The 26,200-nt window shown below is 40.0% G+C and carries 28 protein-coding genes; 13 read left to right on the forward strand and 15 right to left on the reverse strand.

Annotation, left to right across the window (positions count from 1 at the left end):
• Positions 1-50: 50 nt before the first annotated feature.
• On the reverse strand, positions 51-299 hold the full coding sequence (locus AC19MV_RS04715) for a hypothetical protein (RefSeq protein WP_498306017.1): 249 nt from the start codon (positions 297-299) through the stop codon (positions 51-53).
• Between the two features lie 240 nt (positions 300-539).
• On the opposite strand from AC19MV_RS04715, the gene AC19MV_RS04720 reads away from it, so the two are divergent.
• Positions 540-2,024, forward strand: coding sequence for a CotH kinase family protein (locus AC19MV_RS04720; RefSeq protein ID WP_498306019.1), 1,485 nt, complete (start codon positions 540-542; stop codon positions 2,022-2,024).
• A gap of 99 nt (positions 2,025-2,123) precedes the next feature.
• Here the strand turns inward: AC19MV_RS04720 and AC19MV_RS04725 are convergent, their stop codons facing one another.
• The 5 genes from AC19MV_RS04725 to AC19MV_RS04745 all read right to left on the reverse strand — a co-directional run bounded on the left by AC19MV_RS04725 (position 2,124) and on the right by AC19MV_RS04745 (position 7,668).
• Positions 2,124-4,310, reverse strand: coding sequence for an OsmC domain/YcaO domain-containing protein (locus AC19MV_RS04725; protein ID WP_498306021.1), 2,187 nt, complete (start codon positions 4,308-4,310; stop codon positions 2,124-2,126).
• 329 nt (positions 4,311-4,639) lie between these two features.
• Positions 4,640-5,656: a hypothetical protein gene (locus AC19MV_RS04730; RefSeq protein ID WP_498306023.1), complete on the reverse strand. Its 1,017-nt coding sequence runs from the start codon at positions 5,654-5,656 to the stop codon at positions 4,640-4,642.
• Between the two features lie 502 nt (positions 5,657-6,158).
• Positions 6,159-6,392 carry a hypothetical protein gene (locus AC19MV_RS04735; protein WP_498306025.1) on the reverse strand — a complete coding sequence of 78 codons (234 nt, stop codon included), beginning with the start codon at positions 6,390-6,392 and terminating at the stop codon, positions 6,159-6,161.
• Positions 6,393-6,634: 242 nt separating this feature from the next.
• Positions 6,635-6,844 (reverse strand): transcription antiterminator/RNA stability regulator CspE, encoded by a 210-nt coding sequence (gene cspE, locus AC19MV_RS04740; RefSeq protein WP_160055822.1) that lies wholly within the window; start codon positions 6,842-6,844, stop codon positions 6,635-6,637.
• A gap of 437 nt (positions 6,845-7,281) precedes the next feature.
• Positions 7,282-7,668 carry a ribosome recycling factor family protein gene (locus tag AC19MV_RS04745; protein ID WP_498306267.1) on the reverse strand — a complete coding sequence of 129 codons (387 nt, stop codon included), beginning with the start codon at positions 7,666-7,668 and terminating at the stop codon, positions 7,282-7,284.
• A 583-nt stretch (positions 7,669-8,251) separates the two neighbouring features.
• Here AC19MV_RS04745 and trmH point away from each other — a divergent pair.
• Positions 8,252-8,962: a tRNA (guanosine(18)-2'-O)-methyltransferase TrmH gene (trmH, locus tag AC19MV_RS04750; RefSeq protein WP_498306027.1), complete on the forward strand. Its 711-nt coding sequence runs from the start codon at positions 8,252-8,254 to the stop codon at positions 8,960-8,962.
• A 101-nt stretch (positions 8,963-9,063) separates the two neighbouring features.
• Here trmH and AC19MV_RS04755 read toward each other — a convergent pair whose 3' ends face one another.
• Positions 9,064-9,561, reverse strand: a complete 498-nt coding sequence (locus tag AC19MV_RS04755) for a PaaI family thioesterase (RefSeq protein WP_498306029.1) — start codon at positions 9,559-9,561, stop codon at positions 9,064-9,066.
• 148 nt (positions 9,562-9,709) lie between these two features.
• Between AC19MV_RS04755 and nqrM the strand changes: the two genes are divergently transcribed.
• Positions 9,710-9,907 carry a (Na+)-NQR maturation NqrM gene (gene nqrM / locus AC19MV_RS04760; protein WP_188923367.1) on the forward strand — a complete coding sequence of 66 codons (198 nt, stop codon included), beginning with the start codon at positions 9,710-9,712 and terminating at the stop codon, positions 9,905-9,907.
• Between the two features lie 215 nt (positions 9,908-10,122).
• The gene (locus AC19MV_RS04765) at positions 10,123-10,743 is read left to right on the forward strand and encodes a protein-disulfide isomerase (protein WP_498296541.1); all 621 of its coding nucleotides are present in this window, start codon (positions 10,123-10,125) and stop codon (positions 10,741-10,743) included.
• Between the two features lie 92 nt (positions 10,744-10,835).
• Here the strand turns inward: AC19MV_RS04765 and AC19MV_RS04770 are convergent, their stop codons facing one another.
• Positions 10,836-11,477: a LysE family translocator gene (locus AC19MV_RS04770; RefSeq protein ID WP_432404462.1), complete on the reverse strand. Its 642-nt coding sequence runs from the start codon at positions 11,475-11,477 to the stop codon at positions 10,836-10,838.
• 314 nt (positions 11,478-11,791) lie between these two features.
• Here AC19MV_RS04770 and AC19MV_RS04775 point away from each other — a divergent pair, with 314 nt between their 5' ends.
• From AC19MV_RS04775 to AC19MV_RS04785, 3 genes are read left to right on the forward strand one after another with little or no spacing between them, the layout of a single operon-like run.
• Positions 11,792-12,082 (forward strand): hypothetical protein, encoded by a 291-nt coding sequence (locus AC19MV_RS04775; protein ID WP_498306031.1) that lies wholly within the window; start codon positions 11,792-11,794, stop codon positions 12,080-12,082.
• The gene (locus tag AC19MV_RS04780; RefSeq protein WP_498306033.1) at positions 12,079-12,363 is read left to right on the forward strand and encodes a hypothetical protein; all 285 of its coding nucleotides are present in this window, start codon (positions 12,079-12,081) and stop codon (positions 12,361-12,363) included. Before AC19MV_RS04775 ends, AC19MV_RS04780 begins: the two co-directional genes overlap by 4 nt.
• Positions 12,363-12,956, forward strand: a complete 594-nt coding sequence (locus tag AC19MV_RS04785) for a hypothetical protein (protein ID WP_432404312.1) — start codon at positions 12,363-12,365, stop codon at positions 12,954-12,956. Before AC19MV_RS04780 ends, AC19MV_RS04785 begins: the two co-directional genes overlap by 1 nt.
• A gap of 720 nt (positions 12,957-13,676) precedes the next feature.
• Here AC19MV_RS04785 and AC19MV_RS04790 read toward each other — a convergent pair.
• The gene (locus AC19MV_RS04790; RefSeq protein ID WP_432404306.1) at positions 13,677-13,925 is read right to left on the reverse strand and encodes a DUF3297 family protein; all 249 of its coding nucleotides are present in this window, start codon (positions 13,923-13,925) and stop codon (positions 13,677-13,679) included.
• A gap of 328 nt (positions 13,926-14,253) precedes the next feature.
• Between AC19MV_RS04790 and AC19MV_RS04795 the strand changes: the two genes are divergently transcribed.
• The 5 genes from AC19MV_RS04795 to AC19MV_RS04815 all read left to right on the forward strand — a co-directional run bounded on the left by AC19MV_RS04795 (position 14,254) and on the right by AC19MV_RS04815 (position 17,821).
• On the forward strand, positions 14,254-15,384 hold the full coding sequence (locus tag AC19MV_RS04795) for a DUF2157 domain-containing protein (protein ID WP_498306035.1): 1,131 nt from the start codon (positions 14,254-14,256) through the stop codon (positions 15,382-15,384).
• A complete protein-coding gene (locus AC19MV_RS04800; RefSeq protein WP_498306037.1) occupies positions 15,377-16,579 on the forward strand; it encodes a DUF4401 domain-containing protein in 1,203 nt (400 codons plus the stop codon). Before AC19MV_RS04795 ends, AC19MV_RS04800 begins: the two co-directional genes overlap by 8 nt.
• Positions 16,576-16,722 carry a hypothetical protein gene (locus AC19MV_RS04805; protein ID WP_498306039.1) on the forward strand — a complete coding sequence of 49 codons (147 nt, stop codon included), beginning with the start codon at positions 16,576-16,578 and terminating at the stop codon, positions 16,720-16,722. Before AC19MV_RS04800 ends, AC19MV_RS04805 begins: the two co-directional genes overlap by 4 nt.
• Positions 16,723-16,775: 53 nt before the next feature.
• Entirely contained in the window at positions 16,776-17,114 is a 339-nt protein-coding gene (locus AC19MV_RS04810) for a GDYXXLXY domain-containing protein (protein ID WP_498306041.1), read from the forward strand.
• Between the two features lie 542 nt (positions 17,115-17,656).
• A complete protein-coding gene (locus AC19MV_RS04815) occupies positions 17,657-17,821 on the forward strand; it encodes a hypothetical protein (RefSeq protein WP_498306043.1) in 165 nt (54 codons plus the stop codon).
• A 50-nt stretch (positions 17,822-17,871) separates the two neighbouring features.
• On the opposite strand, the gene AC19MV_RS04820 is transcribed toward AC19MV_RS04815, so the two are convergent.
• Both AC19MV_RS04820 and AC19MV_RS04825 read right to left on the reverse strand, forming a co-directional pair.
• Positions 17,872-18,459 carry a hypothetical protein gene (locus AC19MV_RS04820; RefSeq protein WP_498306045.1) on the reverse strand — a complete coding sequence of 196 codons (588 nt, stop codon included), beginning with the start codon at positions 18,457-18,459 and terminating at the stop codon, positions 17,872-17,874.
• A 676-nt stretch (positions 18,460-19,135) separates the two neighbouring features.
• The gene (locus AC19MV_RS04825) at positions 19,136-19,885 is read right to left on the reverse strand and encodes a putative porin (RefSeq protein WP_498306047.1); all 750 of its coding nucleotides are present in this window, start codon (positions 19,883-19,885) and stop codon (positions 19,136-19,138) included.
• A 566-nt stretch (positions 19,886-20,451) separates the two neighbouring features.
• Between AC19MV_RS04825 and AC19MV_RS04830 the strand changes: the two genes are divergently transcribed.
• Positions 20,452-21,645 (forward strand): serine hydrolase domain-containing protein, encoded by a 1,194-nt coding sequence (locus tag AC19MV_RS04830; protein ID WP_498306049.1) that lies wholly within the window; start codon positions 20,452-20,454, stop codon positions 21,643-21,645.
• 92 nt (positions 21,646-21,737) lie between these two features.
• Here the strand turns inward: AC19MV_RS04830 and AC19MV_RS04835 are convergent, their stop codons facing one another.
• The 4 genes from AC19MV_RS04835 to AC19MV_RS04850 form a co-directional block, all read right to left on the reverse strand.
• Positions 21,738-22,160, reverse strand: a complete 423-nt coding sequence (locus AC19MV_RS04835) for a CBS domain-containing protein (RefSeq protein ID WP_498306051.1) — start codon at positions 22,158-22,160, stop codon at positions 21,738-21,740.
• Positions 22,161-22,275: 115 nt separating this feature from the next.
• Positions 22,276-22,746: an acyl-CoA thioesterase gene (locus AC19MV_RS04840; protein WP_498306053.1), complete on the reverse strand. Its 471-nt coding sequence runs from the start codon at positions 22,744-22,746 to the stop codon at positions 22,276-22,278.
• A gap of 65 nt (positions 22,747-22,811) precedes the next feature.
• On the reverse strand, positions 22,812-23,537 hold the full coding sequence (locus tag AC19MV_RS04845; protein ID WP_498306055.1) for a CBM9 family sugar-binding protein: 726 nt from the start codon (positions 23,535-23,537) through the stop codon (positions 22,812-22,814).
• A 249-nt stretch (positions 23,538-23,786) separates the two neighbouring features.
• Entirely contained in the window at positions 23,787-25,973 is a 2,187-nt protein-coding gene (locus AC19MV_RS04850) for a malate synthase G (protein WP_498306057.1), read from the reverse strand.
• Positions 25,974-26,200: the final 227 nt, after the last annotated feature.

Below are 26,200 nucleotides of genomic sequence, written 5' to 3' on the forward strand. Positions count from 1 at the left end.
ATTCTGCCTTTTTGTTTAAACGGTATTCATCTTGATTTGACCAAGGGTGATCAGTGCTTAGACTTAACCCCATTCTTAACCAAATCTTGACCCGTTTCAAAAATTTCAGGGGTCACCCAACGGCCAAGTAAAAGCTTATGGTTATCACCAAATACCGCAACAAAATGACGACCATCAGCTTTACTGGTTGCCATACCTACACCAGCAACGCCCTCTAAACCTAAACCACCCTTTTCAACTAACACTAAAAAGCGCTCTAAATCAGCCAAATTATCAATCACAGCATTTTCAATATTCATTTCACTTCCTAACTTTTACACTGTTATATCGTTATGATTTCCTTTTAATCGGATTGTATCATTGCGAATGAAGTTGATTCTACTGGGTATTGGCGATGACCCACACCTCACTTTTATTGACTTGCTGTAGATATCCACGCTATCTGCACAATTTTTACACTTTTGTTCTCTAACATACTGTTAACGAGATTATTTCAATTAATCGTATCACTCAGCATAAGTAAATGTTAGGAGAATCTGATGGTGACCAGTAATCATTTATACCCATTCAATAGGTTGTTTAACCGGCCGATTACGTTGTTATTTGCACTCACACTCAGTAGCTTATTATTACTGACAGGTTGTGGTGAAAGCGACAGTACAACTGATGCCGTAGAAACAGTAACAAGTACCGACACCACCGAAACCGATACCACGACAACTGAAGTCATCGACGCTGATTTTGAAGCGACCGATTGGACTGACGAAACTCACAGTAAAAATGTCGACCCTAACTTTGATGAAGTATTTAATGATACTGAAGTCAAACGACTCGATATCGTTGTCACCGAAGAGCGTTGGCAGAGCATGTTAGATGATATGACGGCACTCTATGGTGAGTTTGGAAGAACCACTTCAAATGGATTAACCGATACTGAAGAAGACGCAATATTTGTCCCTGCCGAGGTCTTTTATAATGGGATTGAATGGTATCGCGTTGGCATCCGCTTTAAAGGCAACTCATCACTACAAACTAGCTGGCAACAAGGCATTTTAAAGTTAGCCTTCAAACTCGATTTTGATGAGTATGAAGACGATTACCCGCAAATTAAAAACCAACGATTTTATGGCTTCAAAAAATTTAGTCTAAAAAACAACTATGACGACGAATCCTTATTACGTGAAAAAGTCGCTGCTGATGTGTTTAAAGACGCCGGATTGGCGGTATCACACACCGGATTTTATACTTTATACGTTGACCATGGAGACGGCCCTGAATATTTTGGTTTATATACGCTTGTAGAAGAAATTGATGACACGGTAATCGACACACAATTTTCTAGCGACAAAGGTAACTTATACAAACCCGAAGATGATGGTGCAATGTTTGTTGAGGGTTCGTTTAACCAAACAGACTTTGAGAAAAAAACCAATGAAGACGACGAAGATTGGTCAGACATTGAAGCTCTATTTGCCACCTTGCATGACGATACTCGCACCACAGATCCAGAAACATGGCGAGCGAATCTAGAAGCGGTATTTGATGTTGATGTATTTTTAAAATACTTAGCCGTTAATGGCATCATTCAAAACTGGGACACTTACGGCTTAATGCCACACAACTATTATTTATATAACGATCCTGACACATCAAAGCTCACCTGGATCCCTTGGGATAATAACGAAGCATTGCAAGACGGTAAGCAAGGTGGTGCATTAGCATTAGACTTCTCTGACCTCAACTCAAGCAGCTGGCCACTCATCTCTAAGCTATACGCAGATGATGTATATCGTGACCGTTATAACGAGTATCTACTTGAGGTGATTAGCGATGCATTTGAAACCAATAAGATGCAAGCAAGCTACAATGCTTACTCAGCACTTATTGAACCCTATGCGACTACTGAAGTATCGGGCTATAGCTTTCTAGAAAGCAGCAGTGATTTTTATCGCGCTGTTGATGCGTTGTTACAGCACGCTGAAGATAGAGCAACTGCTGTTGATACTTATTTAAATAAGCAATAATTACGGTAAGCAAGCTGACAGCAGAACCGCTGACAAAAACAAAAAGCGAACCCAGTTAGGTTCGCTTTTTGTTTTGTTAATCGTTTATCTGTCTAAACGTTACAAACCCGCTTTGATTTTACGCGCTTGATGCAGCTTTTTATAACTTTCAATTAAACGTAAATGTGGCTCAATACCTTCAAGCTTAATGCTGGTTTTCGTTAGGCCATAAAAACGCACAGTACCATTAACCGAGCCCACCACGTTGTCTATTACTTCCTGACCAAACATACGGGTAAAGTTACCAATAAAGTGCTCAAGTGCTAAGTCTTCATCTAAAGTCACTTCAAGCACGGCATTAACTGCTTGATAAAACAAACGGCGCTGCACTGTATTGTCGTTAAACTGCAAAAACTCTTCAACAAGCTCTAACGCATCTTCATGCTCACCAAGTGCAAGGTAAATCAAAATCTTTAATTCGATAATGGTTAACTGGCCCCAAACGGTGTTTTCATCAAACACGATGCCAATCAATGTCGGGATATCGGTTTGATTATCTAATTGGCTTTCTTCTAAACGATTAACAAGCTTAGACAAGGCTTTAGTGCTTAATGAGTGCAGATTTAAAATGTCTTCGCGATAGTTAAGTGATTTGTTGGTGTTATCCCAAATCAAATCATCAACCGGATACACTTCAGAGTAATCAGGCACTAAAATACGACATGCTGATGCACCTAAATCAGTAAACTCAGCAATGTACACTTCTCGGCCCATGTCTTCTAAAATGCCAAACAGCGCCTTAGCTTCTTGCTCGTTAGTGCCGCTAAAGTCCCATTCGCAAAATTCATAATCAAATTTGCTACTAAAGAAACGCCAGGAAATAACTCCAGTAGAATCAATAAAGTGCTCAACAAAGTTTTCTGGTTCGGTCACAGCCATGCTATTAAATGTAGGCTTTGGCACATCATTTAAGCCTTCAAAGCTACGGCCCTGTAATAACTCAGTTAAGCTACGCTCTAATGCCACTTCAAAACTTGGGTGTGCGCCAAACGAAGCAAATACACCGCCAGTACGTGGGTTCATTAAGGTGACGCACATCACCGGGAATTGACCGCCTAATGACGCGTCTTTCACCACAACAGGGAAGCCCTGCTCTTCTAGGCCTTTGATACCCGCTAAAATACTTGGGTACTTCTCTAATACCGCCATTGGCACGTCTGGCAGTACAATTTCTTGCTCAATAATTTGACGTTTTACTGCACGTTCAAAAATTTCAGACAAACACTGAACATGGGCTTCTTGCAGATTATTACCCGCACTCATACCATTGCTTAAGAACAAGTTTTCAATCAAGTTAGACGGGAAGTACACCGTTTCACCGTCAGACTGACGCGTGTATGGAATAGCACAAATACCGCGAGCTATATTGCCCGAGTTAGTATCAATTAAGTGCGAGCCGCATAGTTCTTCATCAGGGTTATAAATATCCAGGCAATATTCATCTAATAATCCCGTAGGCAGCGCATCATCATCTTCAAGCGCAAACCATTTTTCATTTGGATAATGGACAAATTCGCTATTGGCGATCTCGTCACCAAAGAATTGATCATTATAGAAAAAGTTATTATTTAAACGCTCAATAAACTCGCCTAAAGCAGAACATAATGCGCTCTCTTTGGTCGCACCTTTACCGTTAGTAAAACACATAGGCGATGCGGCATCACGAATGTGTAAAGACCACACGTTAGGTACAATATTGCGCCATGATGAGATTTCAATCTTCATCCCAAGGTCAGCTAATAAGCCCGTCATGTTTTGAATGGTTTGTTCAAGCGGTAAGTCTTTACCTAAAATAAAGGTATTGCTATCACCATCGGGTTGGCCCATTAACATCGCATTGGCGTCTGAAGCGAGGTTTTCAACGGTTTCGATTTTAAACTCAGGGCCAGTTTGTACCACTTTTTTAACGGTACAACGATCAATAGAACGTAAAATACCTTCACGATCTTTAGCCGAAATATCATCAGGTAATTCAACCTGAATTTGAAATATTTGGTTATAGCGATCTTCAGGGTCAACAATGTTGTTTTGCGACAGTCTGATGTGCTCAGTTGAAATATCACGAGCCTTACAGTACACCTTGATAAAGTAAGCAGCACAAAGCGCTGACGATGCTAAGAAATAATCAAAAGGACTAGGGGCTGAGCCATCACCTTTGTAGCGGATCGGTTGGTCTGCCGTAACGGTAAAGTCGTCAAATTTGGCTTCGAGTCTCAAGTTATCGAGAAAGTTTACTTTGATTTCCATTGAATATTTCCACAGTCGTGCGCAGCCAAACGGCCAGCTTGTCTAATTACCGTGAATTATCGGTGTTTTTGCCTCATTAGTCTTGGGTTAATTGCCTAAAAGAATACAATTTAACTTATTAAGCCCCAAAAAGTGTCGAATGAGACAAATCAAAATTGATCAGATATCGATGTTAAACGGCATATATTAAACGGTTTCAGAAACGTAAGATGAACAACCAGCTATATTAACTGAGCAGCCTAAATGCAAAAAAGTCTAGAAAGATAGCTCTCTCTAGACGATTTATGAGTATGACAATATTTGCAGTTATGGTTTAAGAATCAACACAGTTAGCGAATCGTGACATTTCTGCCAAAATATTCTTCAGCTTCATACTTCTCAATCACTTTTTCGAGTGATTCACTGTTATTATCCATCACCAACTTATGTGAAATCGCACTCAGTGAAATCAAGATATCCTTACATTCAATCCGCGCTTTCATCACCGAGCCAGAAGCGGTTCTGAGCACTTGAGAAATCAATTCATGGTTCTTGCCTATCAAGGCTAAGATAAAGTGAACCATCACTTCAGAACACAAATCTTTGTCTTCAATTTTACTCGGTCTAACGACTTTTTCTAAATAATCTTCTTCTTTGCCAGCAGGAACAAATCGCTGAACCCAGTAAAAATAGTCTTCATCATAAATAATAGACTGAATCGGTTTCATGAATTTTTCATCTGCTGAAATTTTCTGAAACAGTTCTTTTTTAAGCTCATCAGTCACGTCAACCAGCTCGTCACCGTATTCATTATTGAGTAACAGAATCACTGCTTGTAACTCTTTTAACAGCGACACATTACCAGACGTCATTTGATTGTATGCTTCGCCTACTTCATCAATGTTACGTTGGAACACACCAATGTATTTATCACCCTCTTCAATAGCATCAAGCAAAGGGATTAAACTATATCGTCTAACCTGGATTAGCTCATAAAACTGGCCTAATTCTTCACGAATAGCCTGAAGGCGGTCCATCGATTTAACTAAAAAGTTACCGTCTTTTTTAATCGCAGCATTTAAGCGAGTAAAGTCCAACTGGTCATTAACTTTACGCACCCGGTTATCAATCATATTTTCAAAGGATTGCGTTTCATTAATCAACACGGAAAACTTATCTTCCATCTCAAACAGTACATCTTGGACTTTTTTAAGACTGGTCGATCTCACTTGTTGATTAATACCACGGGCTTTTTCAGCTTCCGCTTGCTTCTTTTCTCGTATAACCCAAGTAATCGCAGCGCCAACAATCGTCAGGCTGGTCGCCATGTCAAAACCAAGCTGAACATTAGTAAACCATGGACTCATTTTTTTCCCTTAAATGTCATTTATTTATCGTGTCATTAACAGTAATAACGGATCCCATACTGAATGTCACCCGATTCAATATGAAAAGGCTGTATAAATCACACAATAATGTTACAAAAAGTGATTAAAACTACATAATGACTGCAAGTGATATTTTTTTAAAAGCTATTTAAATCAATATATTAATCACCAATTTTGCATTAAAAACCTGTTGTATCGATTAAGTAATAATCAGTGCTGTATTATCACTTTATTACTGCTATTTATCTAAAAATAGATTAGCGAACCTAAAAGCAGCTAATGAAAAAAAATGAAGGATTAGCAATACAATTCATTCAAAATTGGCATAAGAAATACATGTAGCACAGCAAATAGCACAAATTAATGCACAATCATTAATAACAAAAAAGACAATAGAAAATGAGGATGTGCGTAAAAGCAGAATCGTTAATTGAATAAGGTGTACAACACCATTTTTGAAGTATTAAAGGCCGCACGTTTGCTATTTATGGCAGATTTCAGCTTCACGCATTACTAACAAAAATGTCAGATACATTTTGGTCGGTAGAGACAACATCATGCCAAAAGCGACACACATTGCACTGATGATAATGCCGTTAACAGCCATCGCTTCAATCGCATCACTAAAATTATGCAGATATATGCCTAATGAAATTAGACTAATACCAGTAAAAATGCAGACTTTTAGGCATGCCATTAACTTTTCATCCGTCATTGCTGGCCCCTATAAAATTAGCATTAAGTACGACTAATATAATGGCGTGTTTTAGACAAATTGGCGTTGATGTAGATCAATATAGAAGTGCGAGGAAAAGAAAACGGAATAGTCACGGGGTGAGCCAACTCGACAAGGAGTAAACTCATAAGGTTTTTGATTATGTTAAACGCAGACAAAAAACAGGCAAAAAAAAGCGCAAACAGTCGCTAGACTATTTGCGCTATCTTACAAAGTAAGAGTTACTCAGCTACTACGTTAGCAGCTTGAGGGCCTTTCTGGCCTTGCTCAACTTCGAAAGATACTTTTTGGCCTTCAGCTAAAGTTTTGAAACCTTCTGAAGTGATTGAACGGAAGTGAACGAACACGTCAGCGCCGCCGTTATCAGGAGTGATAAAACCAAAACCTTTATCTTCGTTGAACCATTTTACTAAACCAGTAGTTTTAGACATGTTATGTCCCTTATATATTTAAATTAATCAATCTGTCGCGAAAATGCGATGCGCTCAAGCTTGAATTATTGAATGGCACTATGAAGCTAAGGGAAACACAGAGGATAACAACGATAACGAAGAGATTCTAAGGCTTTCTTTTTACTTGGTGTTCATTAATAACTCTGAATGTCAGAGCGAGGTAGATACTACATGAGTTTTAAATATTGTAAAGCATTTCTTTTAACTTCCATGATAATAATATATCTCACACAATTCTGTAGGTCTTAGAATCGCGCTGAAACGGTCAACACCCTACCCAGCGATTTAAACAATACCCAACACGATAATCGACAAAGCAATCTACACAACTATTTCACTGAAATCTAACCATATATTCCACTACAATCTAACCATATGTTCCAGCAGCGGTTCTACGAAAGTCTTGACGACAAGCTCTACACTTCAGCATTAAAACGGGCTATGCGAGCTTCAGCAATACTGCATTGAGTCAGTTGCATTAACTCCCCTAATGTAATGCCAGGGGTTTCAGTGATTAATCGCGTTAATTTAGTGTCAAGCGGTTCTAATTTGTCAGCATGTTCAAGAAGCGCCGTGGTAATTTTTTGAATAAGATAACGCCAACCATCATCATCTAGAGCACGTAAATCGATGGTAAAAGCTTGAATGTTGAGCGCCTCACCAATCAATGCCCAATTGCGAGAGCGACGGACACGTTTAAGCTCACATTTATATTGTAATGCTATCGGTTTCGCTTGCTTGGTTTTTTCACTACCAATACGATGAATTAACGAAGGTAATCGAATCGTGATGTCATCATTTATGCCCGCCAATACATCCGCCTCTAATGTCGAAATAATCTAAAATCAGTAAAAATCATAATGTATTTAACAAAAAACATTAATACCAATTCCATTAATTATCTGGTCATTCAGCGGGAGTTCTGTGTCTTCTAGGCAAGTAATAGAATTGTAGGCATAGTTGTTCTCGGCAACTGCTCCTGCGTTGCTCTACCTCCTGCATCCATGCAGTCGTACGTCAAAATGCTATTAAGCAGTATAGAAGGCACAGAAACCCGCCTTGCAGGAGACACTCAGACCGTTCATTTCTTTGTTGCATTGTCTTAGAAGGGAATAACCATTATTTCAACAATGCGCCTCAAACTGAACAATCTGAGTGACTCTGATTGGTCACATAATTAATAGAATTGGTATAATAGGCAAGCTTGCCACAAGCAGTACTTCACATAAAACATATCATTACCGATTTAAGATTATTTATGCGTTATAATGCTGCTCAAATAATCTCGACCTTATAGAACCTCTTCAACATCAAACACATGATCGGCATGATATGCATCAGTGAAATTAATCGTTGAATAAATAGATGAATCAATAGAGTTACCTCATGAGCCCAGAACGTTTTGCCCGAATAAATCAAATGCTAGATAACCGCCAGGTAGACCTCACCATCTGCCTTGATAAAGTGCATATGACCAATAATATTGCCGCGGTTATTCGCTCAGCCGACTGTGTGGGTATTCACCAAATTCATGCTGTGTGGCCCGATATTGATATGCGGGTGTCAGGGAACACAGCCTCTGGTAGCCAGCAATGGGTTAATACGGTTAAACATTACACCTTTGATGAAGCTCTCCAAGCGTTTAAAAAGCAAAACATGCAGGTATTAACCACTACGTTTTCTGACTCTGCCGTTGATTTTCGCGAGATTGATTACACGCAGCCCACAGTGATTGTCATGGGCAATGAACGTGATGGTGTGAGCGACGAAGCTATTGCAGCAGCAGATCAGCATATTATTATTCCAATGCGCGGCATGGTGCAGTCTCTCAACGTCTCTGTCGCATCGGCATTAGTGATGTATGAAGCTCAGCGTCAACGTGAAGTCGCCAATATGTACGGCACCCGTAAACTTGATGCAGCTTATTGCCAAACCATGTTATTTGAACAAGGTCATCCCATTTACGCCAAAGCCTGTCGGCGCAAACAAATTCCCTATCCAGCCATTGATGATCAAGGCCAAATTGTTGCTAACAAAGAATGGTGGGACAGAATGCGCGCACCCGATCCAGAAGCTCTCACAGAACAAATAACTTAAATCGCTTATCCACAATAACTTCAGTCTGGCATTGCTCTACAAATCCTCAAGCAATGCCAGCATCAAGCACATTGACAAAATATGCAGTGCTAACTGTTACTTTATTTTTTACCAAACCCCTTCGCCATAAAACGTGCACTGCTTTTAACCACCAATTGGCCAGCAACATATAACTCACCCTCCACTTTATAAAGTGGGTAACGAGAAGAGATAATCTTACCTTTAATTAAAATATCACTATTTACCGGCACTTCATGTAAGTAGCGGATACTCATATCGGCAGTTACCGCTTCTATGTTTTGCTGAAACAACGCCTGACACATACCGCTATCGAGTAACGCCGATAAAAAACCGCCATGTAAAATCCCCTGATAACCCTGTTGATGAATCGACCCTTTAGCGCGCGCCCATACTTGTTGGTCTGCCGTACTAAAAAAATGCAAATGAAGCCCTAATAAATTCTGCGTACCGCACAACATACAATGTTGATGACTCGATGGCTTAACGACTGCGCATAAATCATCTGCTGATGCTTCAGGATAAACCAGGCTTAAGCTTTTAATTAATAACGCTTTTTCAGATTGATGCTGCTGACTCATAAAACCTCAAAAAAAGAAAAACACAAAACCATTATTGGCATATGCTATTAATTATTTTAGAATACCACATCAATATCAATTTGAGTAACTTGATGCGTGCTAAAACGTGATGTTTAAGCCAATCATTGCAACAACAAAGGAAATCGGCATGCAATTTATAATAACTTTTACGGTGTTTTTAGTGTTTTTTGCAGTGATGGCATTAGGTGTTTTTTTAGGACGAAAACCCATTCAAGGCAGCTGTGCAGGGCTTGCGAATGTAGGAATAGAAAAGAGCTGTGATTGTGAAGTCACCTGCGAAGAACACAAACCCCTATACCAAATACAAGAGCCCACTCAAAAATAATCATTAGGACCTGCTGTGCATTGATTACGCCTTAATTTAGGCGACCGTTTACAGCAGCCTAAAATTGTATCTTTGATTGTGACTGAGCAATAATGGTCTAGCATTCAACTAAGCGATACAGAACAGACCATTAAAACAGCACGACGACAATGATTGTATATTGGCGATAAACTATTTAGGATCGGCTCATCTGATCGCCAATATGAATCAATATCATGACCACTGAGCTTTATTTTATCTTCGACTCACACTGCCCCTGGAGCTACGCCACGACTCCGTTGGTGAATGCACTGCAACAAGCCTATCCAGACATGACAGTACATTTACTGCACAGTGCGCATTACATTGGTAAAGACAGTGCCGGCGAAGAGCAAATGCAAGCGGCAGCCAAAGCCAGTGGCCTTAAATTTGGACGTGAGCATATTCGTTATGTAAACAGCCCAAAAAACTCAATAAAAACAGCAAATTTTATGGCCTGGATGCAAGACAAGCAAGCCAGTAAACAATTACCAGTGCTTAATGCCATTCAAGCTGCGCATTTTATTGAAGGCAATCCATTTAACAATAAACACGACTTTAACGACATCGTCGAAAAGTTTAAGTTATCGCCGACCAATAAAGTGTTTAAAGACGAGCTGAGTACCGATGCTGAATACATTTTAGAAGCCATTGAAGAGATACAGCAATCCATCGGCACCACGAGCTTTCCGGCATTAATTATGACCGTTAATGATAATGCCATCTTCATCGACCACTCTAAATACCTCAAAAACCCACAAGAGGTGGTTGCTGCGGTAGAGCAAGAGATCGCAGCGATCAAACAGTCAAAACATTAATCGCACTCATCACAGCTAAAATGAGTTAAACAGCGCATAACAAAAAACCACGGTATTAACCGTGGTTTTTATATATGTAACACTCAATCGTGTTAACTTACACTTTGTACTTGGGATGCCAGTAGCCAAAGTGCTAGCGCAAAAAATATCACGCCCATAAACTTGTTTTGATAAGTACGAAACTTAGCATTATTGAGTAATGACTTACCCAAACTCCCGACTAAAACCACCAGCAATAAATTAAACACCAGTCCCATCACATTCAGTAATAGCCCTAACGCCAACATTTGCTCACCAGAACTAGCACTGAGTTGAGTCGACACAAACTGGGGCAAAAACAACACAAAAAACAGTAATGCTTTAGGATTTAATAAATTGCTCATTACTGCACGGCGATAAAGTAATTTGGCTAAGTTATTCTGCTGAGCAATCTCGGGCGCCTCACTGGCACTGCTACGCATGCAATCCCAGCCCATTTTTAGCAAATATGCGCCGCCTAAAATCCGTAATAACTCTAATGCCATTGGATTCATCGCCACCAGCGCCGACACACCCATGGCAGCAAGTAAGGTTAAAATAAGCCCCGAAGTCGCATTGCCAAAACTGGCATACACGCCCACTTTGCGGCCATAGCTCAAACTCGAACTGGCAATCAACAACATATCAGGGCCAGGAATTAACAGTAATGCCACCACAGTGGTCAGGTAAACAGGAAGTAACGCCAGATCAATCATCATAAATACACAAATTATAAGAATGGTAAAACACGGCGCGGATTCTACAGTGATTGAACATGAATGAAAGTCATGTTGTGTTTAAACAGAGTGACGCTTGGCAGAGTTTGTTTACAGATGAGATGATGAAACAAGAAGTAGACAAATTTTACCCTCAAACTAGCTATTCTGATTACTACAGACTAATCATTTATAATAGGATAAAAAATAAAACAATATATTTCATATAGATATGGCTAATAATTATTCAGTTAAGTCAATATCAGTTATAGTATGAGAATGGTTCAAATAGAATAATTTAAAAGGAATTAAATATGGCATCTAGTGATTTGGCGATTACCGCTCAAGAACGAACAAATGTGCTTAATGGCAACTTAGAAGCTTTCTGGAGAAGTAGACTAAGCAAAAAAGAACCTGTCGCTCGGATTAGATATGCTTTATGGGTAACCGATGCCACAAAATTAAAACATGTTATTCAAAGCGGCGATACTAATTTTTGGAATAACAAAGGGCTTGCTTACTGGGAGTTTATGGCTCGTTCGACTGTAGTTAATTTGGCAACCGGACTTGAAAGTGGCGGCTTTCGGGTACATTTTCACAAATGAGAGCGAAAATTAAAGACGTCGGTATTGAAGTGGCAAATCAACATATATCCTTCGTTACACATGACTATGACAATGGCAATATTGGCGAAGTAAAAGGTTTGCTCAGCCTTAAGCAAATGGCTGACTACCATCACATCGCATTTAAATTGTTCAATATCCCTAACCATTTTTATGGTGGTACTTGGCTTAATAATGTTCCTGATGAAGCGGAATTTACATTGTATGGTGAACTTTACTGCCATGACTGTGATTCTGCTGTTGGATATAAAGGAGCTAACTAATGAATCAATTAATCATATTAACGCCACTATTATTAATCGCGGCATGCAGCCCTAGTACCAGTACAATAAAATGGGATAAATACTGTTTACCGAAGGAGTATTTAACGCCAGCGTCACTATCTACCGCATCAAGTAACGATTCAAACTTTGATAAAAATACAGGTTATGGCCCTTCAATTTTTTTTGAAGGTAAAGAGCTACACAAACATATTTCTGCTTTTAAAGTAACATCACCTAGCCATTCAATAGGTAATATCTATCACCATATTCAAGTTAATCTTTCTAACAATAAAATTATTAAACATGTATTGAATATTGAAGATTTAAGACATTCTGATATGGAAAACATCAAATTTGAAGATCAAAGCCCATATCATTGGGTGGCATATGATAAGGCTGGAAGCGATTACTTATATTGGGGCGATTGTATGTTAGATGGTCACGGCGAAACAGATCCGAGTTATCGATGTACACATCAATTCAACATCGGAGACACAGTTGGAACTTATGCTATTAAAGATGAAAATATACTTTTACATCAAAAAATTGATGAATTCGTACTCAATAAACTTAATACATGGCAATGCAAGTAAACTCATACCAGATTTGGACTAATAATATGCGCTCACTTAAGCACATGAATTAACATAAATAGTTGAATTTGAACTACCTAATACTTCTGAATTCCGATGTAGTATCAATTTTAATACAAGACCAGACTAAATAGGATCATAGATAAATGGAATTAACAGAAATCATAGGAAGTTATATATTAATTTTTTTCTAAGTATTGCCTTTTCTTCATCTAAAGATAATGAGGTAGCATACATCTTAGGACCGGCATTATGCTACATACTCCCTTTTTTTACAGGTGATTTTTGGTCTCAGTTACTCGTGAGTATAATAGTTGCATTCCTTACATCTATATCGATAGGACAAGCAAAACTAGCAGGCGATGTAACAGGTACTGGAGCAGTCATGCTTATCTGTATAATAAGTCATTTTGTTTTATTCGTTATCAGTATCGCCGCATATTTCATTTTGACATTTTCAGGCTTCGTGATCGATTAATAACAAGTCTACAAGGTAGATTGTAGCATTGCTAAGAATTAGTCTAATCAATTTTTATATATTGTTATGGATTTTTTAACTGCAATAAAACATCACATGCGCTGCCATGAGCGAAACTTAATGAGTAATACTTGATAAGTAAATCTAGCGTTAATTGTTTATCTAAACTTTCACCAAAGCAAAAGGCCAGCCCATTGGGCTAGCCTTTCGTTTTTTGACGCTAAGAGTCAGCTTACTCAGTTCTACTTATAGAACGCTTCAACTTTACCTTTTACTGTCATCGTAAGCGGTTGGCCACGACGATCTAATGCTTTATGCGAGGCAACTTTTACCCAGCCTTCACTGATGCAGTATTCTTCTACATCATTTCGCTCTTTACCATTAAACAAAATGCCAATCTCATGTTCGAAAATGGCAGCCACATGGTGTGGGCTACGTGGATTAACGCTAAGGCGATCGGGTAAAGCAGGTTTAGCAGTAGTGTCGTTCATGATCATATTCTGTAATTAATAAAACGTGCGTTATTGTAGGCAATAGCAGCAAGATGCTCAATAGCGGCGATCATAAATGTGAGGCCCAATCAAAATATACCGGTGTCGATAATAAAACCGCTGCGATCAACTATCACGAAAACGCCTGTTATCAGTCAATTTTTCACCTAAGCAGTGTTTTAATGATTAATCGTTTTATGCATTAATACCTTTAAATTGTATATCGATACCGTTAACTTGAATTAAAGTAGGGAAGAATGAAGCGCTAGACTACAGTTGTTGTGGTTGAATTAGCCGGACACTTCAATAAAGGGATAATGGACAGGGAATGATGACGCAAAAACGATCTGCTATATGGCATTGGTTTTTAGACGGTAAGATAGACCGCGCTAACTTTAAGGCCGCAATGTTAGAGGCCTACCCTCACCCCAATGCAAACAAGTGGCAGCAATTAATTGCCAATCTATTATTGTATCTCGGGGTGCTATTAGTGAGCGCGGGTGTGATATTTTTCATGGCGTTTAACTGGGATGCGCTATCGCACCTGAATAAATTTGCCATAGTCGAAACCCTATTTGCGCTGTTTATTGGCGGATTTTATCTCGCTAATCACGCACAAAAAAAGTACCTTCCACCATCCAGTTTGCCACATAATCAGCATCCGCCGCATTTTCAGCAAAGCAAGCCTAGCTCAAATATGTATGGTTGGAACCTGCCTAACGCCATGTTATTAGGTGCTAGCATTATGCTTGGGGCTTTACTGGCATTAGTCGGGCAAACCTATCAAACAGGCGCTGATCCATGGCAACTATTCGCTATTTGGGCAGTATTAATTTTACCCTTTGCTTACCTCGCAGGTTTTGATCTGTTGTGGTTACTCATCGTGGTGTTACTCAACGTCAGTTTAGGGCTATATCTGCAATCCTTTGCATCGGTATTTAGTTTTTTACTCGAAGACATCCAGCAAATCGCTTTGTTTGGTTTAGCTAACTTAGCTATTCACCTATTATTTATTGTTGCGAAACGCTGTCATTGGCGTGGACAATTGCGCTTTAACTGCCCCATGGTAGAAGCAAGCAGTTTACTGGCTAGTATAAGTGCATTTACCTGGCTCATAGTGTGGCTCATTTTTGACTTTAGTTATAATTACGATACCAGCGAACATGTTGCCTATTATGCACTGCTTTATCTCGTCACTTTGGCCTGCCTATTTGTTTGGTATCGTTACCGCGATCCAGCCTTATATCCCATTACGTTAGTGTTAACCAGCATAAGTACCGCGATTGTCTCGCTACTTTCAAGAGCGCTATTTGATAGTAACGACACCATTGAAGGCTTTTTTCTGATAGCGATGGTGGTTATAGGCCTAACCAGTGGCAGTTTATATTGGCTAAAACAATTACAAAAAGAGTTTGCTCAAACGGCAATGTTAAACATTGAGGAGACTGGCCATGAGTAACATAAAATCATCCAACGCATTATGGTTGTCACTGCGAAACAAAGACCTGGTTAACGCAGATACCGCGCCAGAACCCTTATTAGCTAGCCCTTGGTATATCATTGCAGCACAAATGCTTGGAGGTTGGGTTGCCTCGCTATTCTTATTGGCCTTTGTCATGCTGGGCGTGTCATCTGTTAGTGATATAACCGAATCATTTATAGGCTTTGGTGCCACGCTCACTCTCGGATGCTTAGCGTATTACCGGCTAGGGCAAAATCGCCAAGAGTTTATTCTACAAATGGTATTTGCGTTTAGCCTATGCGGGCAAATAATGCTGCTTGGGGGGACCTTCGAAAGCTTAGAGTCGAGTAACGAAACCCTCATCGCAGTCATTTATGGGGTCACTTTTGCCATACACTGGCTCGTCATCCCCCACAAAGCTAACCAATTTGTCGCGGCATTAGCTATGGTGCCCAGCTTATTAGCCATCTTAGTGATTAACCATTTATCACTACTTATATTGCCATTATTGGTATTGAGTTTAGTGGTTATCTGGACTCAACTTTATCGATGGCCACAACATTACCAGCGCATTAGAATGCTAGGCTACGCTGTTGCTATCAGTTTACTGCTCGTCAATATCATGTTGTCTGAAATTAGCGACACAATGGAATTGCCCAACGTACTCATGGCACTAAGCTCTAGCCTCAGTGACTACTTAGCGATCGTCATCAGCTTGTTATCAGCGCTATGGTTGATGAATCAAATTTATAACCAGCTCCACTCTAATGCCAATGCTAATGCCAATAGCAATACCGATAACACTGCTAATACCGATAACACTAAATATGGCAATCGCGATCATATCGTTACTGTGCGTCCTCGTGACATGTTAATGGTTATCCTAACGGCGATATTAATCGGTCTACTGTCCATCGTCATGAGCGGATTAAGCGCGGCACTACTCATGCTACTGCTAGGTTATTTTTATAACGAACGTAAATTAGTCATCATTTCGGTATGCGCCCTGCTCGCCTTTATCAGCATGTATTATTACTCACTCCACATCGACTTGTTTGATAAATCACTGTGGTTAATGGCCAGCGGCATAGTATTACTCCTGCTGAGATTTGCCATGAGCATGAATACTAGCAAGACAGCTGAAACCATAATAAATACAGTTACAACGGCGCAAAATAAGGAGCAACTATGATGGTGTTAAATACTGTGGCGCCGCTCAATTCACGCCAGCTAAGTCAGCGATCACTTTGGGCTATTATCGCAGCATTGTTGATTCTCGCCGGTATTAACTACAAGATTTTTCAGCAAGAACAGCTGTTGGCTAATGGCAAATAATCCTGTTTGAACTCGCACCTGTCGATCCGAGATCGTTAATGCAAGGCGATTACATGGCATTAAATTACGACATTGCCCGAATCGTTAGCCAGTCAGTTGATGAACTCTCAAACACGCCAAATAACCATGATGGCTTTTTTATTGTCACGCTCGACAATAACCGCATTGCTCAGTTCGATGGCATCTACCACGGTGCAGCGTTAACACCAGCACAGCGACTGATCCAATACCGTGTTCGTGACGGCAGTGTCAAACTGGCCAGCAACGCTTTTTTCTTTCAAGAAGGTCGAGCGGAAGAGTTTGAAGAAGCCAGATATGGCGAGTTTAGAGTTAACCAAGCAGGACAAATACTGCTAAGTAACATGATAGACAAAAATTTTAAGCGGATTTAAGCGACAGCGAATGATTGAAAAATAGCTTAATAATGAAAGACGTTACAAGTTAACACTGAAGTAGTGAGACTAAAATCAACCAGGGCGAGATCGCGAACGTTTTATGAACAAATTAAGTGTATGTATCCAAATACATTTGTTCGGAATGTTATCACCTCAAGAATGATTGGAAGTGATTCTATACTGAAAACATTCATTGTGAGCAAAAAATGCACACTCATGCGGTTGCCCTGTAAAATCAACCTGCATCATGTAAGTGATTCGATCTGACATTGATCAATAATTTGCTTGGTGATATCGATTGCTGTGGCTGTGGGCAACAGATTGTATTGACCAGAATTTAGTGTCTGCAATCATTGTTATCTGGCAAGTCAGCGTAGATAAGTTACTAGCATATACATTGGCAGAAAAGAATGAGGTCATAAAAAAAATAAATTTATATTTCAAAATATTATGTAGCACAACGCGTCCTTTACCGATCTTCTGAAAGCGACATTGCAAACAATATTACCATGAATAGAGGTATTCCACTCAAGGTGACGATGGCAACTTTAAATATAGAACTAATATTCAGAAAATCTAAAGATATTATCGAAAATGCCGAAATAGAAAAAAGATTCAAACACAAGCTGAAACAAAAAATAGATTTATCAAATAAATTAACTTTCAGTTCTAATTTTAATTTCTTTATTATAGAAATAGAATGAACACAAACTAAAAATAGAGAAAATAAGTAAGCTATTATCCAAAATATCAATTAAAGATCCTCAACATTCAGTAAACCTCTACGTAAGAGCTCTTTTTTAGCTAACTTCATATCACTATCACTTAGCATTTTCATTGTACTTGCTAGAATCATTACAATGATTGTACTTCTACCAACCGCTCTAACAGAGCTTTTGGTAATATTTAAACCTGTTTTTTTGGATAACGACGATACCATGGATTCAGTGACAGCACCTCCAGAAGCCTCTAGAGCAAAACCTCTTGCCCCCAATGCCGCCACTGAAAAAATACGACTAGCTAAAAAGCTCACCTCTAGTTTAGGTTCCACGGTGAAGAACCAAGTACCAATAAACTCACTTACAGTTTTATTACTCTGAAAGTAATCTCTTAATTCTGAGTTAGATAGGCACCATTTGTTCCAGTTAGGATTAACTATATTTTGAGATAACAAAGCCTGGATAGAATTAATAAACGGAGGATTCTTTAGGCTGTTTGTCATAGGTAAAATTTTATTTTGTTCAGGTCGACTTAATTGGCGATAGAGTAATACTCCAATCAATATCGAAAGTATTCTGTCACTATGACTTCGAATATAAGTTGAGTATTGCTCAAGTTTCATTAACTTAGCTAAATAAATCACTGGTCCATGTGCCGCATCTTCAAGCTTGGGTAATTGCGATCTGTAAATAGTTCCACTTTAACGCTCCATGTTCTAAAATCCCTTTATCAGAGAATAACCAACTTTCATTTTTAAATCAAATCCTTTTAAAACATATACATACCATATTGCTAAGTAGTTAAACTTAACTAAATTGAAGTTTTACATCATATGGGGTAGGTTCTGTAGTTATTACTTTCTAGATTAAATGAGCAAAACTAGAAGGAAAAGGTCTGTAACTAGAAAATTTGGCCATATTTACGTAGTTTAATTGATACAACGACCTCCTCCGTCATAGCTTTAAGTTAACACGCTTCACAAATCAAGTGGATACAGATGGTTACTGGTTGCCGTATCAACAAATTTTATAGACTTCCAAATTAAGTAAATGCCCGATTGGCTATCTATTTTCTCATAGAGTTCGACGAATTAGCGGATGAGTAAGATGTTTTAGCTGAGGCTGATAACTGTTGTGATGAACGTATTGCGGTTTTAGACAATCTATTATTAACTCAGCGGGCTTGTTCTGGTAGTGCATAAAAAATAAAAAGGAGCCTGGTTAAGGCTCCTTTCTTTAAGGGAGATGATCTGTATCAATAAGCGTTTATTGATAACATTTTATTAGAGATGTTTTAGCTTAGAAACGGCCAACAACACCTACACCAACAAACAAACCGTCTACGTCAGAATCAAGTACTTTTGCTAGCTCAAAAGTCGCTGAAAAAGAATCTGACATACGTAACCAGTAAGCTGTTTTGGCAGTAAAGTTATCGTCTAAACCGTTATCGTCATAACCTAAACCCACAGACCATGCTTTAGTCACATACCAGTCAGCGTTTACGTTAAACATATCGTCATCATCAGTATGAGTCCACATCGCACCTAAATCGATACCTGTAGTGCTCTTAAGATCAATAAAGCTACGCGCTTCAAGACCATAGATTGAATCAATATCGCTACCATCAACATAGAATGCAGCAACTTTTGAGCTGTCGGTGAAGTAATAACCTACATCAAGTTTGTAATTGTCAGTATCAAAAGCACCTGCGTCATAACGTTGGATTGCCGCGCCAACAAACCACTTAGAATCGAAAACATAGGTGCCATCGACATTAAAAATATCAAGGTCAGCATCATCAATCATTGAATAGCTAGCGCCAACATTGGTAGATTGTGCTAAAAAGCCATTTAATGCATATGGGCCTTTTTCTTGTGATACTGAGTCAAGATAAAAACGGTAGTTTAGATCCCATTGACCATCACCGAACTCTTCAGTATTAGCAGAATATCCTAGACCCGCTTCCTGGTGAAATGGCGCATCTTGTGCAGCCATAACAGGTAAAGCAGTAAAACCTAATACTAATGCTAATGCAGTAACGTTTTTCATCAATCATTCCTTTATTTGATTATTTTACACTAGGTGATTCAAGCAGATAAATAGAGTGGGTTAACCAAATGGGTTAATCCTTTAACTCAACCGTGGCCTAACCGTAATGTTGGCCAACGTGCTTTCCTAGCGGCGCATACTCTAAAATAATACAATGCTAAAATAAACCTAAAACAAAGAATTAATGATATTTATCAATGAAATACATTACATGTAATGTAAGCCATATCGCCACCACCTACTTTAGCAATAGATAAACTCGTAATCATTTGGTTGCAAAAATGTTAATTCAAACAGTTGTTCTAACGGATAAGCCAATGGCAGCAGGGTAAATAACACCAAGAATAAACAAAATAGCGGTTTTAAGACTCACGGAAATTAACAAAAGTAATGGTAAATCTAATGGCTGTTTTTGATTAACAACAACCTAATGCCAAGAGTCTTGTTAGCCATTCAACACAGGGCATATCATTCCCAAATTTAACCATAACAATTCGTTAACTATTTGATTTATAGTCTCGATAGCATTAGGTTATTGTTAACGCCTACGCTATTTGGAAACACTCATGTCGACTTTGATCAAGTTCATCAAAGGCTCTTTTATAGCCCTTATCACTATTGCCGTTATTTTACTGGCATTTAATTGGCAAAGCGCAAACCGCTTATACAGCGTCATCAGCTTGTTTGATGAAGCACTCATCGTGAATAACTTTTCCCACATGAATGACGTATTTTTCAACAAAAAAATTGTTCACCAAGGTCAACCTTATGCATTTGGCGTCGAACCAAAAGCCTTGCCAGACTCTTTCACCTATCGAGACAAAGTCACTAATAGCGAAGCGTTTTTAGCGCGCAGAGCAACAACCGCATTGTTAGTGCTTAAAGACGACAACATCACATTCGAGCAATACTATTTAGGTACCCAAAGTGACGACAAACGGATTTCGTGGTCGATGGCCAAATCCTTTGTGTCGATATTATTTGGTATGCAAGTCGATGCCGGCAACATTGATATCAACAAAACAGTCGGCTTTTATCTGCCTGAGCTTGCTAGCTCTGGGTATGGCAACGTTAAAGTTGAACACGTACTGCAAATGTCGTCTGGGGTTAAGTGGAACGAAGACTATCTAGACTTTAATTCTGACATAAACAAAATGGGCCGAGTGCTGGCCATTGGCGGCTCGTTAGACGACATGACTAGTGAACTGGTGAATGAATCTGAGCCAGGTAAAGCTTTCCACTATGTCAGCATGGACACCCACGTAATTAGCATGATCCTCAGGCGGGTGAGCGGAAAATCATTAGTCGAACTGATCCAACAAAACCTGTGGAACACCATCGGCATGGAAAGTGATGCGTTTTGGCTCACCGACTCTCAAGGGGCTGAATTTGCATTAGGTGGCTTAAATGTCACTACCCGTGATTACGCCCGCTTTGGCCGTTTATTACTAAACAATGGTGCGTTTAACGGCAAGCAAATCGTCTCGGCAGAGTGGATAAAAGCCGCCACCACACCACAAACTGAATACCTTAAACCGCAAAAAGACAAACTCGGCTACGGCTACCAAATTTGGTTACCACCACAAGCACAGCAAGGTGAATTCTTTTGTGTTGGGGTTTATGGGCAATATATCTATGTGAACCAACAACATAATGTGGTTATTGTAAAAAACAGTGCCGATTTAGGCTTTCAAGATAGTCTAATATCAAAACATGAAACCATCGCGTTTTTCCGTGAGATTGTCGCGTCATTAGAGTAAAAGGCATCCGCTATTAATGGTATTACGCTAACGTGACAACTCAAGCCCTTACACTCACAACGCATCAAATAATCATCAAAGCCAGCTGGCGTTTATTGTTGTAACAATAAACGCTGGCACAGTTTGACAAAATCAGAAGAGGTGACAATCCCCAGGACTTGATTTTGCTCATCGACCACAGGCAAGCAGCCTAATTTGTTGTCGATAAAATACTGCACCACAATGGTTAACGGTTCATCTAATCGAAGCTTTTGCACTTGAGTATCCATCACCTCCGCAATTGGGGTGTAACGCTCTTTTCGATCAAGTGCCCCTTGGCCATATTTATTAAGCATGGTTAATACCATCGCAATCATCTTTTTATGTGTCAGCATGCCAATAAACTCACCAGTAGATTCACTGATCACCGGCAAATGACGCACATTTCGGCTTTGCATTAACAGATGCGCATCTTTAAGGCTCGCCTCATGGCTAATACACACCGGATTAGGGGTCATAATATCGCGCACATTCATGGTCTATCTCCTTAACTCACATAGATTAAATACTAGTCAAAAGTAAAACGTTACGCTAACAACCTTAACTAATAAGCACAACGCTACACTGTGATCCTACTCGCTAATCTGAATGCTACTCGATAATTTGAATGCTAGCTCGGCCGTAAATATCAGCAAATATTTCAGGCATGCGTTTTGGACGGCCGCTAGATAAGGCAATACACACAAACTCAGTGCGAGCCGTGAGTAAAGACACTCCGTCACTGCGGCGAATAAACTCAAAATGGCGCGCCAGCTTTAACCTGCCATCGCACTCAACAATCCAGGTGGCACAATCAATAACATCATTAAGATAAGCCGCCGCCAAATAATTAATCTCATGGCGGCTAATCGCCATGCCTCTATCTAACGATTTATATTGCTCAATCGTTAACCCTAGCGCATTAGAATGTGCCCAGGAGGTTTGCTCTAGTTGGCTCACATAAGCCACATTATTAGCATGTTGATAATGATCAATTTGATCTGGGCTAACCGTCCAGCTATTAATAAAAGGATCGGCATGCCGCCATTGTTGAGCTGCAATAGTGTTAGTTGAATCGGACATCCGTTTCGCCTATTGGTAATTAAAATCGATTAAACGGACAAACAACCTTGAAAGATTAACAGGCCCTAGCGTTTCAGGGTTATTTTGCCAAACACACTGGCATCAATAAACCCTCTGTTTTTATCGCCATTAACCGGAGTAATCTCATGAGATCCCATAAAATGCTCTCTTACTGGGCTGCCATCATTATCACAATAGGCGAGCATAAAACCGATGATTTTATTCGGTGTTAACAACAAGGGCTTATCTTCTTGGCCTTGTTTAAAATCATTAGGATACAGCTTAATCGCGACCTCCCAAATCACATTGTAAGGCGCCTCACTACTGCGCAGCCAACGACTCTTTAAATGCGACGTATACAGGTGAGCTTGTTTGTCTGGGCCATAATCAGCCGCCTGGTTATCTAAGCCAATATGGTAAGCAAATGCACTGTGATTAAATTGATGATCGCCACCCGAAGCATCGCTATCAATAAACACTTCTAAGGTGTCATCATCCCAATAATTCACCCTTGGGTCGGCATGGGTATCAAGCAATACATCGTCGGTAATTTCAGCTTGCAGATACAAATAATGCTCATCCCACAGTAATTTATATTTACCGCTAAAATCACTCGCAGAATCGGGCAATACCCCATCCATTAAATACGGCATCGTATGCCACTGCGCTTTCTGCCAGGCAGGATCAGCAACCCCATCAATATCGATAGGCGTTGCAGTATATTCAACATCCATAGCAAACAGAGTCTGGCTACTTAACAGTAACCCCAAAGCAAATAACGAATATTTCATCAGGCTCATCTCTAGTCGGTTAATCTGGCTTTGAAAACAATCATAAATCAAATCCGCGCTTAAAAGATCTAAATCAAGCGATGTCTGAATTAAATCAGCCCGACAATCGGGTCAAAACACCTAGTACTTTGAAGCGTTTACTCTGACACCACTTGTAAAATAACCACAAAAAAAGCCCTAATCTTTGCAAGATCAGGGCTTAGTTATTGCGTGACGACATAGGCTTAAAGCCAGTATTAACGGTGCTGATTAACCTGCTTTAGCTTTAGCTTGAATTCGATAAGCATGTAGCAAAGGCTCTGTGTAACCAGAAGGCTGAGATTTGCCTTTAAAAATCAGATCGCATGCCGCTTTAAATGCGATGCCGTCAAAGTGAGGCGCCATATTAGTGTACAGCGGATCACCGGCATTTTGAGTATCGACCACCGCGGCCATTTTTTTCAACGCCGCCATCACTTGCGCTTCACTGCATAGGTCATGTTCAAGCCAATTAGCTAAATATTGCGATGAAATCCGCAAGGTTGCTCTGTCTTCCATCAAGCCGACATTATTAATATCAGGCACTTTTGAACAACCCACGCCTTGATCAATCCAGCGCACTACATACCCTAAAATACCCTGAGCATTATTTTCTAGTTCAAAAGTAATTTGCTCATTGGTGAGTGTTACCCCTTCAGCAAGTAAAGGAATGGTCAACAAGCTGTCAATGCTAGCACGTGGGCGTTGCTTAATTTGTTGCTGAACATCTGCCACATTAATTTGATGATAATGAATAGAATGCAGCACGGCACCATTTGGCGACGGCACCCATGCGGTGTTTGCGCCCGCTTTAGGATGAGCCGATTTTTGTTCAAGCATTGCTGCCATTTCATCTGGCATTGGCCACATGCCTTTACCGATTTGAGCACGACCTTGTAAGCCACATTCAAGCCCAATATCAACATTCCAATCTTCGTAAGCACTAATCCATTTTTGCTGCTTCATCACCGATTTAGGCACAAACGGGCCCGCGAGCATTGAGGTATGCAATTCATCACCGGTGCGGTCAAGAAAGCCAGTATTAATAAACACCACGCGCTCTTTGGCAGCCCTAATGCACTCTTTTAAATTCAGTGTCGTTCTGCGCTCTTCATCCATAATGCCGACCTTAATCGTATTACGCGGCAGCTTGAGCGCATCTTCTATCTTAGTAAACAGGTCACAGGTAAATTGCACTTCTTCAGGGCCATGCATTTTAGGTTTTACAATATTCACCGAACCTTTGCGGCTATTACTACGACCATTATTGTTGCCTTTAAGGTCGTGCATCGCAGCAAGCACAGTGATCATGCCATCAAGTATTCCTTCAGGTATTTCGTTGCCATTTTTATCCAGCACGGCATCAATGGTCATCAAGTGACCCACATTACGCACAAATAGCAAACTTCTGCCGGGTAAAGTAACTGTTTTGGCACTCTGGGCATTCGCAGCGGTATACACGCGATCGTCGTTAAGTTCTCTAACAATCTCTTTACCATTTTTAGTCAACGAGGCAGATAAGTTACCTTGCATCAAACCTAACCAATTGCGATAAACTTCAACCTTATCTTCAGCATCTACTGCGGCGACAGAGTCCTCACAGTCCATAATGGTGGTAACAGCGGCTTCAACCAGTAAGTCTTTAACGCCAGCGCGATCGCTGCCACCAATAACACTGCTTGGGTCTATTTGAATTTCGATATGCAGACCATTATTCACTAACAAAATAGCACTGGGTGCATCAGCACTACCCTGGTAACCCACACACTTATCGGTTTGGGCTAAAGTGGTAGTCGAGCCGTCAGTTAATTGCATCCGTAACACACCTGCGTCGATGTAATAACGGGTCACATCGGCATGGCTGCCTTGTGCTAAAGGCGAAGCGGTATCTAAGTGTTGTTTGGCAAAAGCGATAACTTTATTGCCGCGTACTGGGTTGTACTGTTTAGTTTGCTCCGCGCCACCTTCTTCAGATATCGCATCAGTACCATATAACGCATCATACAGGCTGCCCCAACGCGCATTGGCAGCGTTAAGCGCAAAGCGCGCATTTTTAACTGGCACTACAAGTTGTGGCCCCGCTTGTGCGGCAATTTCATGGTCTACATTTTCAGTGCTAATTTGAAAAGCTTCACCCTCAGGCACCAGGTAACCTATTTCAGACAGAAAAGCTTTATATGTTGCAGGGTCAAAATCTTTGGTGGGATGGTCAATATGCCATTGATCAATTTGCTGTTGTAGTTGTTGTCTTTTTTCTAACAGCTTCACATTAACCGGAGAAAATTCGTTAATAATATCCTCAAATTTTGCCCAAAAGGTTGCTGAATCAATACCAGTACCCGGGCAAATGTCACTGTCGACCAGCTGCCACAATGCTTGCGCTATTTGTAATCCACCAACTTGAATACGTGCTGTCATGTTTAATCCCTACCTTAATTTCTGTGCGTTGACCGTAAACTAAGCCATAAATCATATGCCCTAAATCATTAGCCCCAAATCATTAGCCCCAAATCATTAGCCAAAAACCATTAGTCCCAAATCACTAGCGCAAACTCATTCCACTGTTAACAGCATACTGTTCATACGCAGTAATACTTTACTCTATATCAAAGTTATCTTATTTATCCAATTTATACCCGTTATCA

Source organism: Shewanella sp. MF05913, from assembly GCF_059758095.1.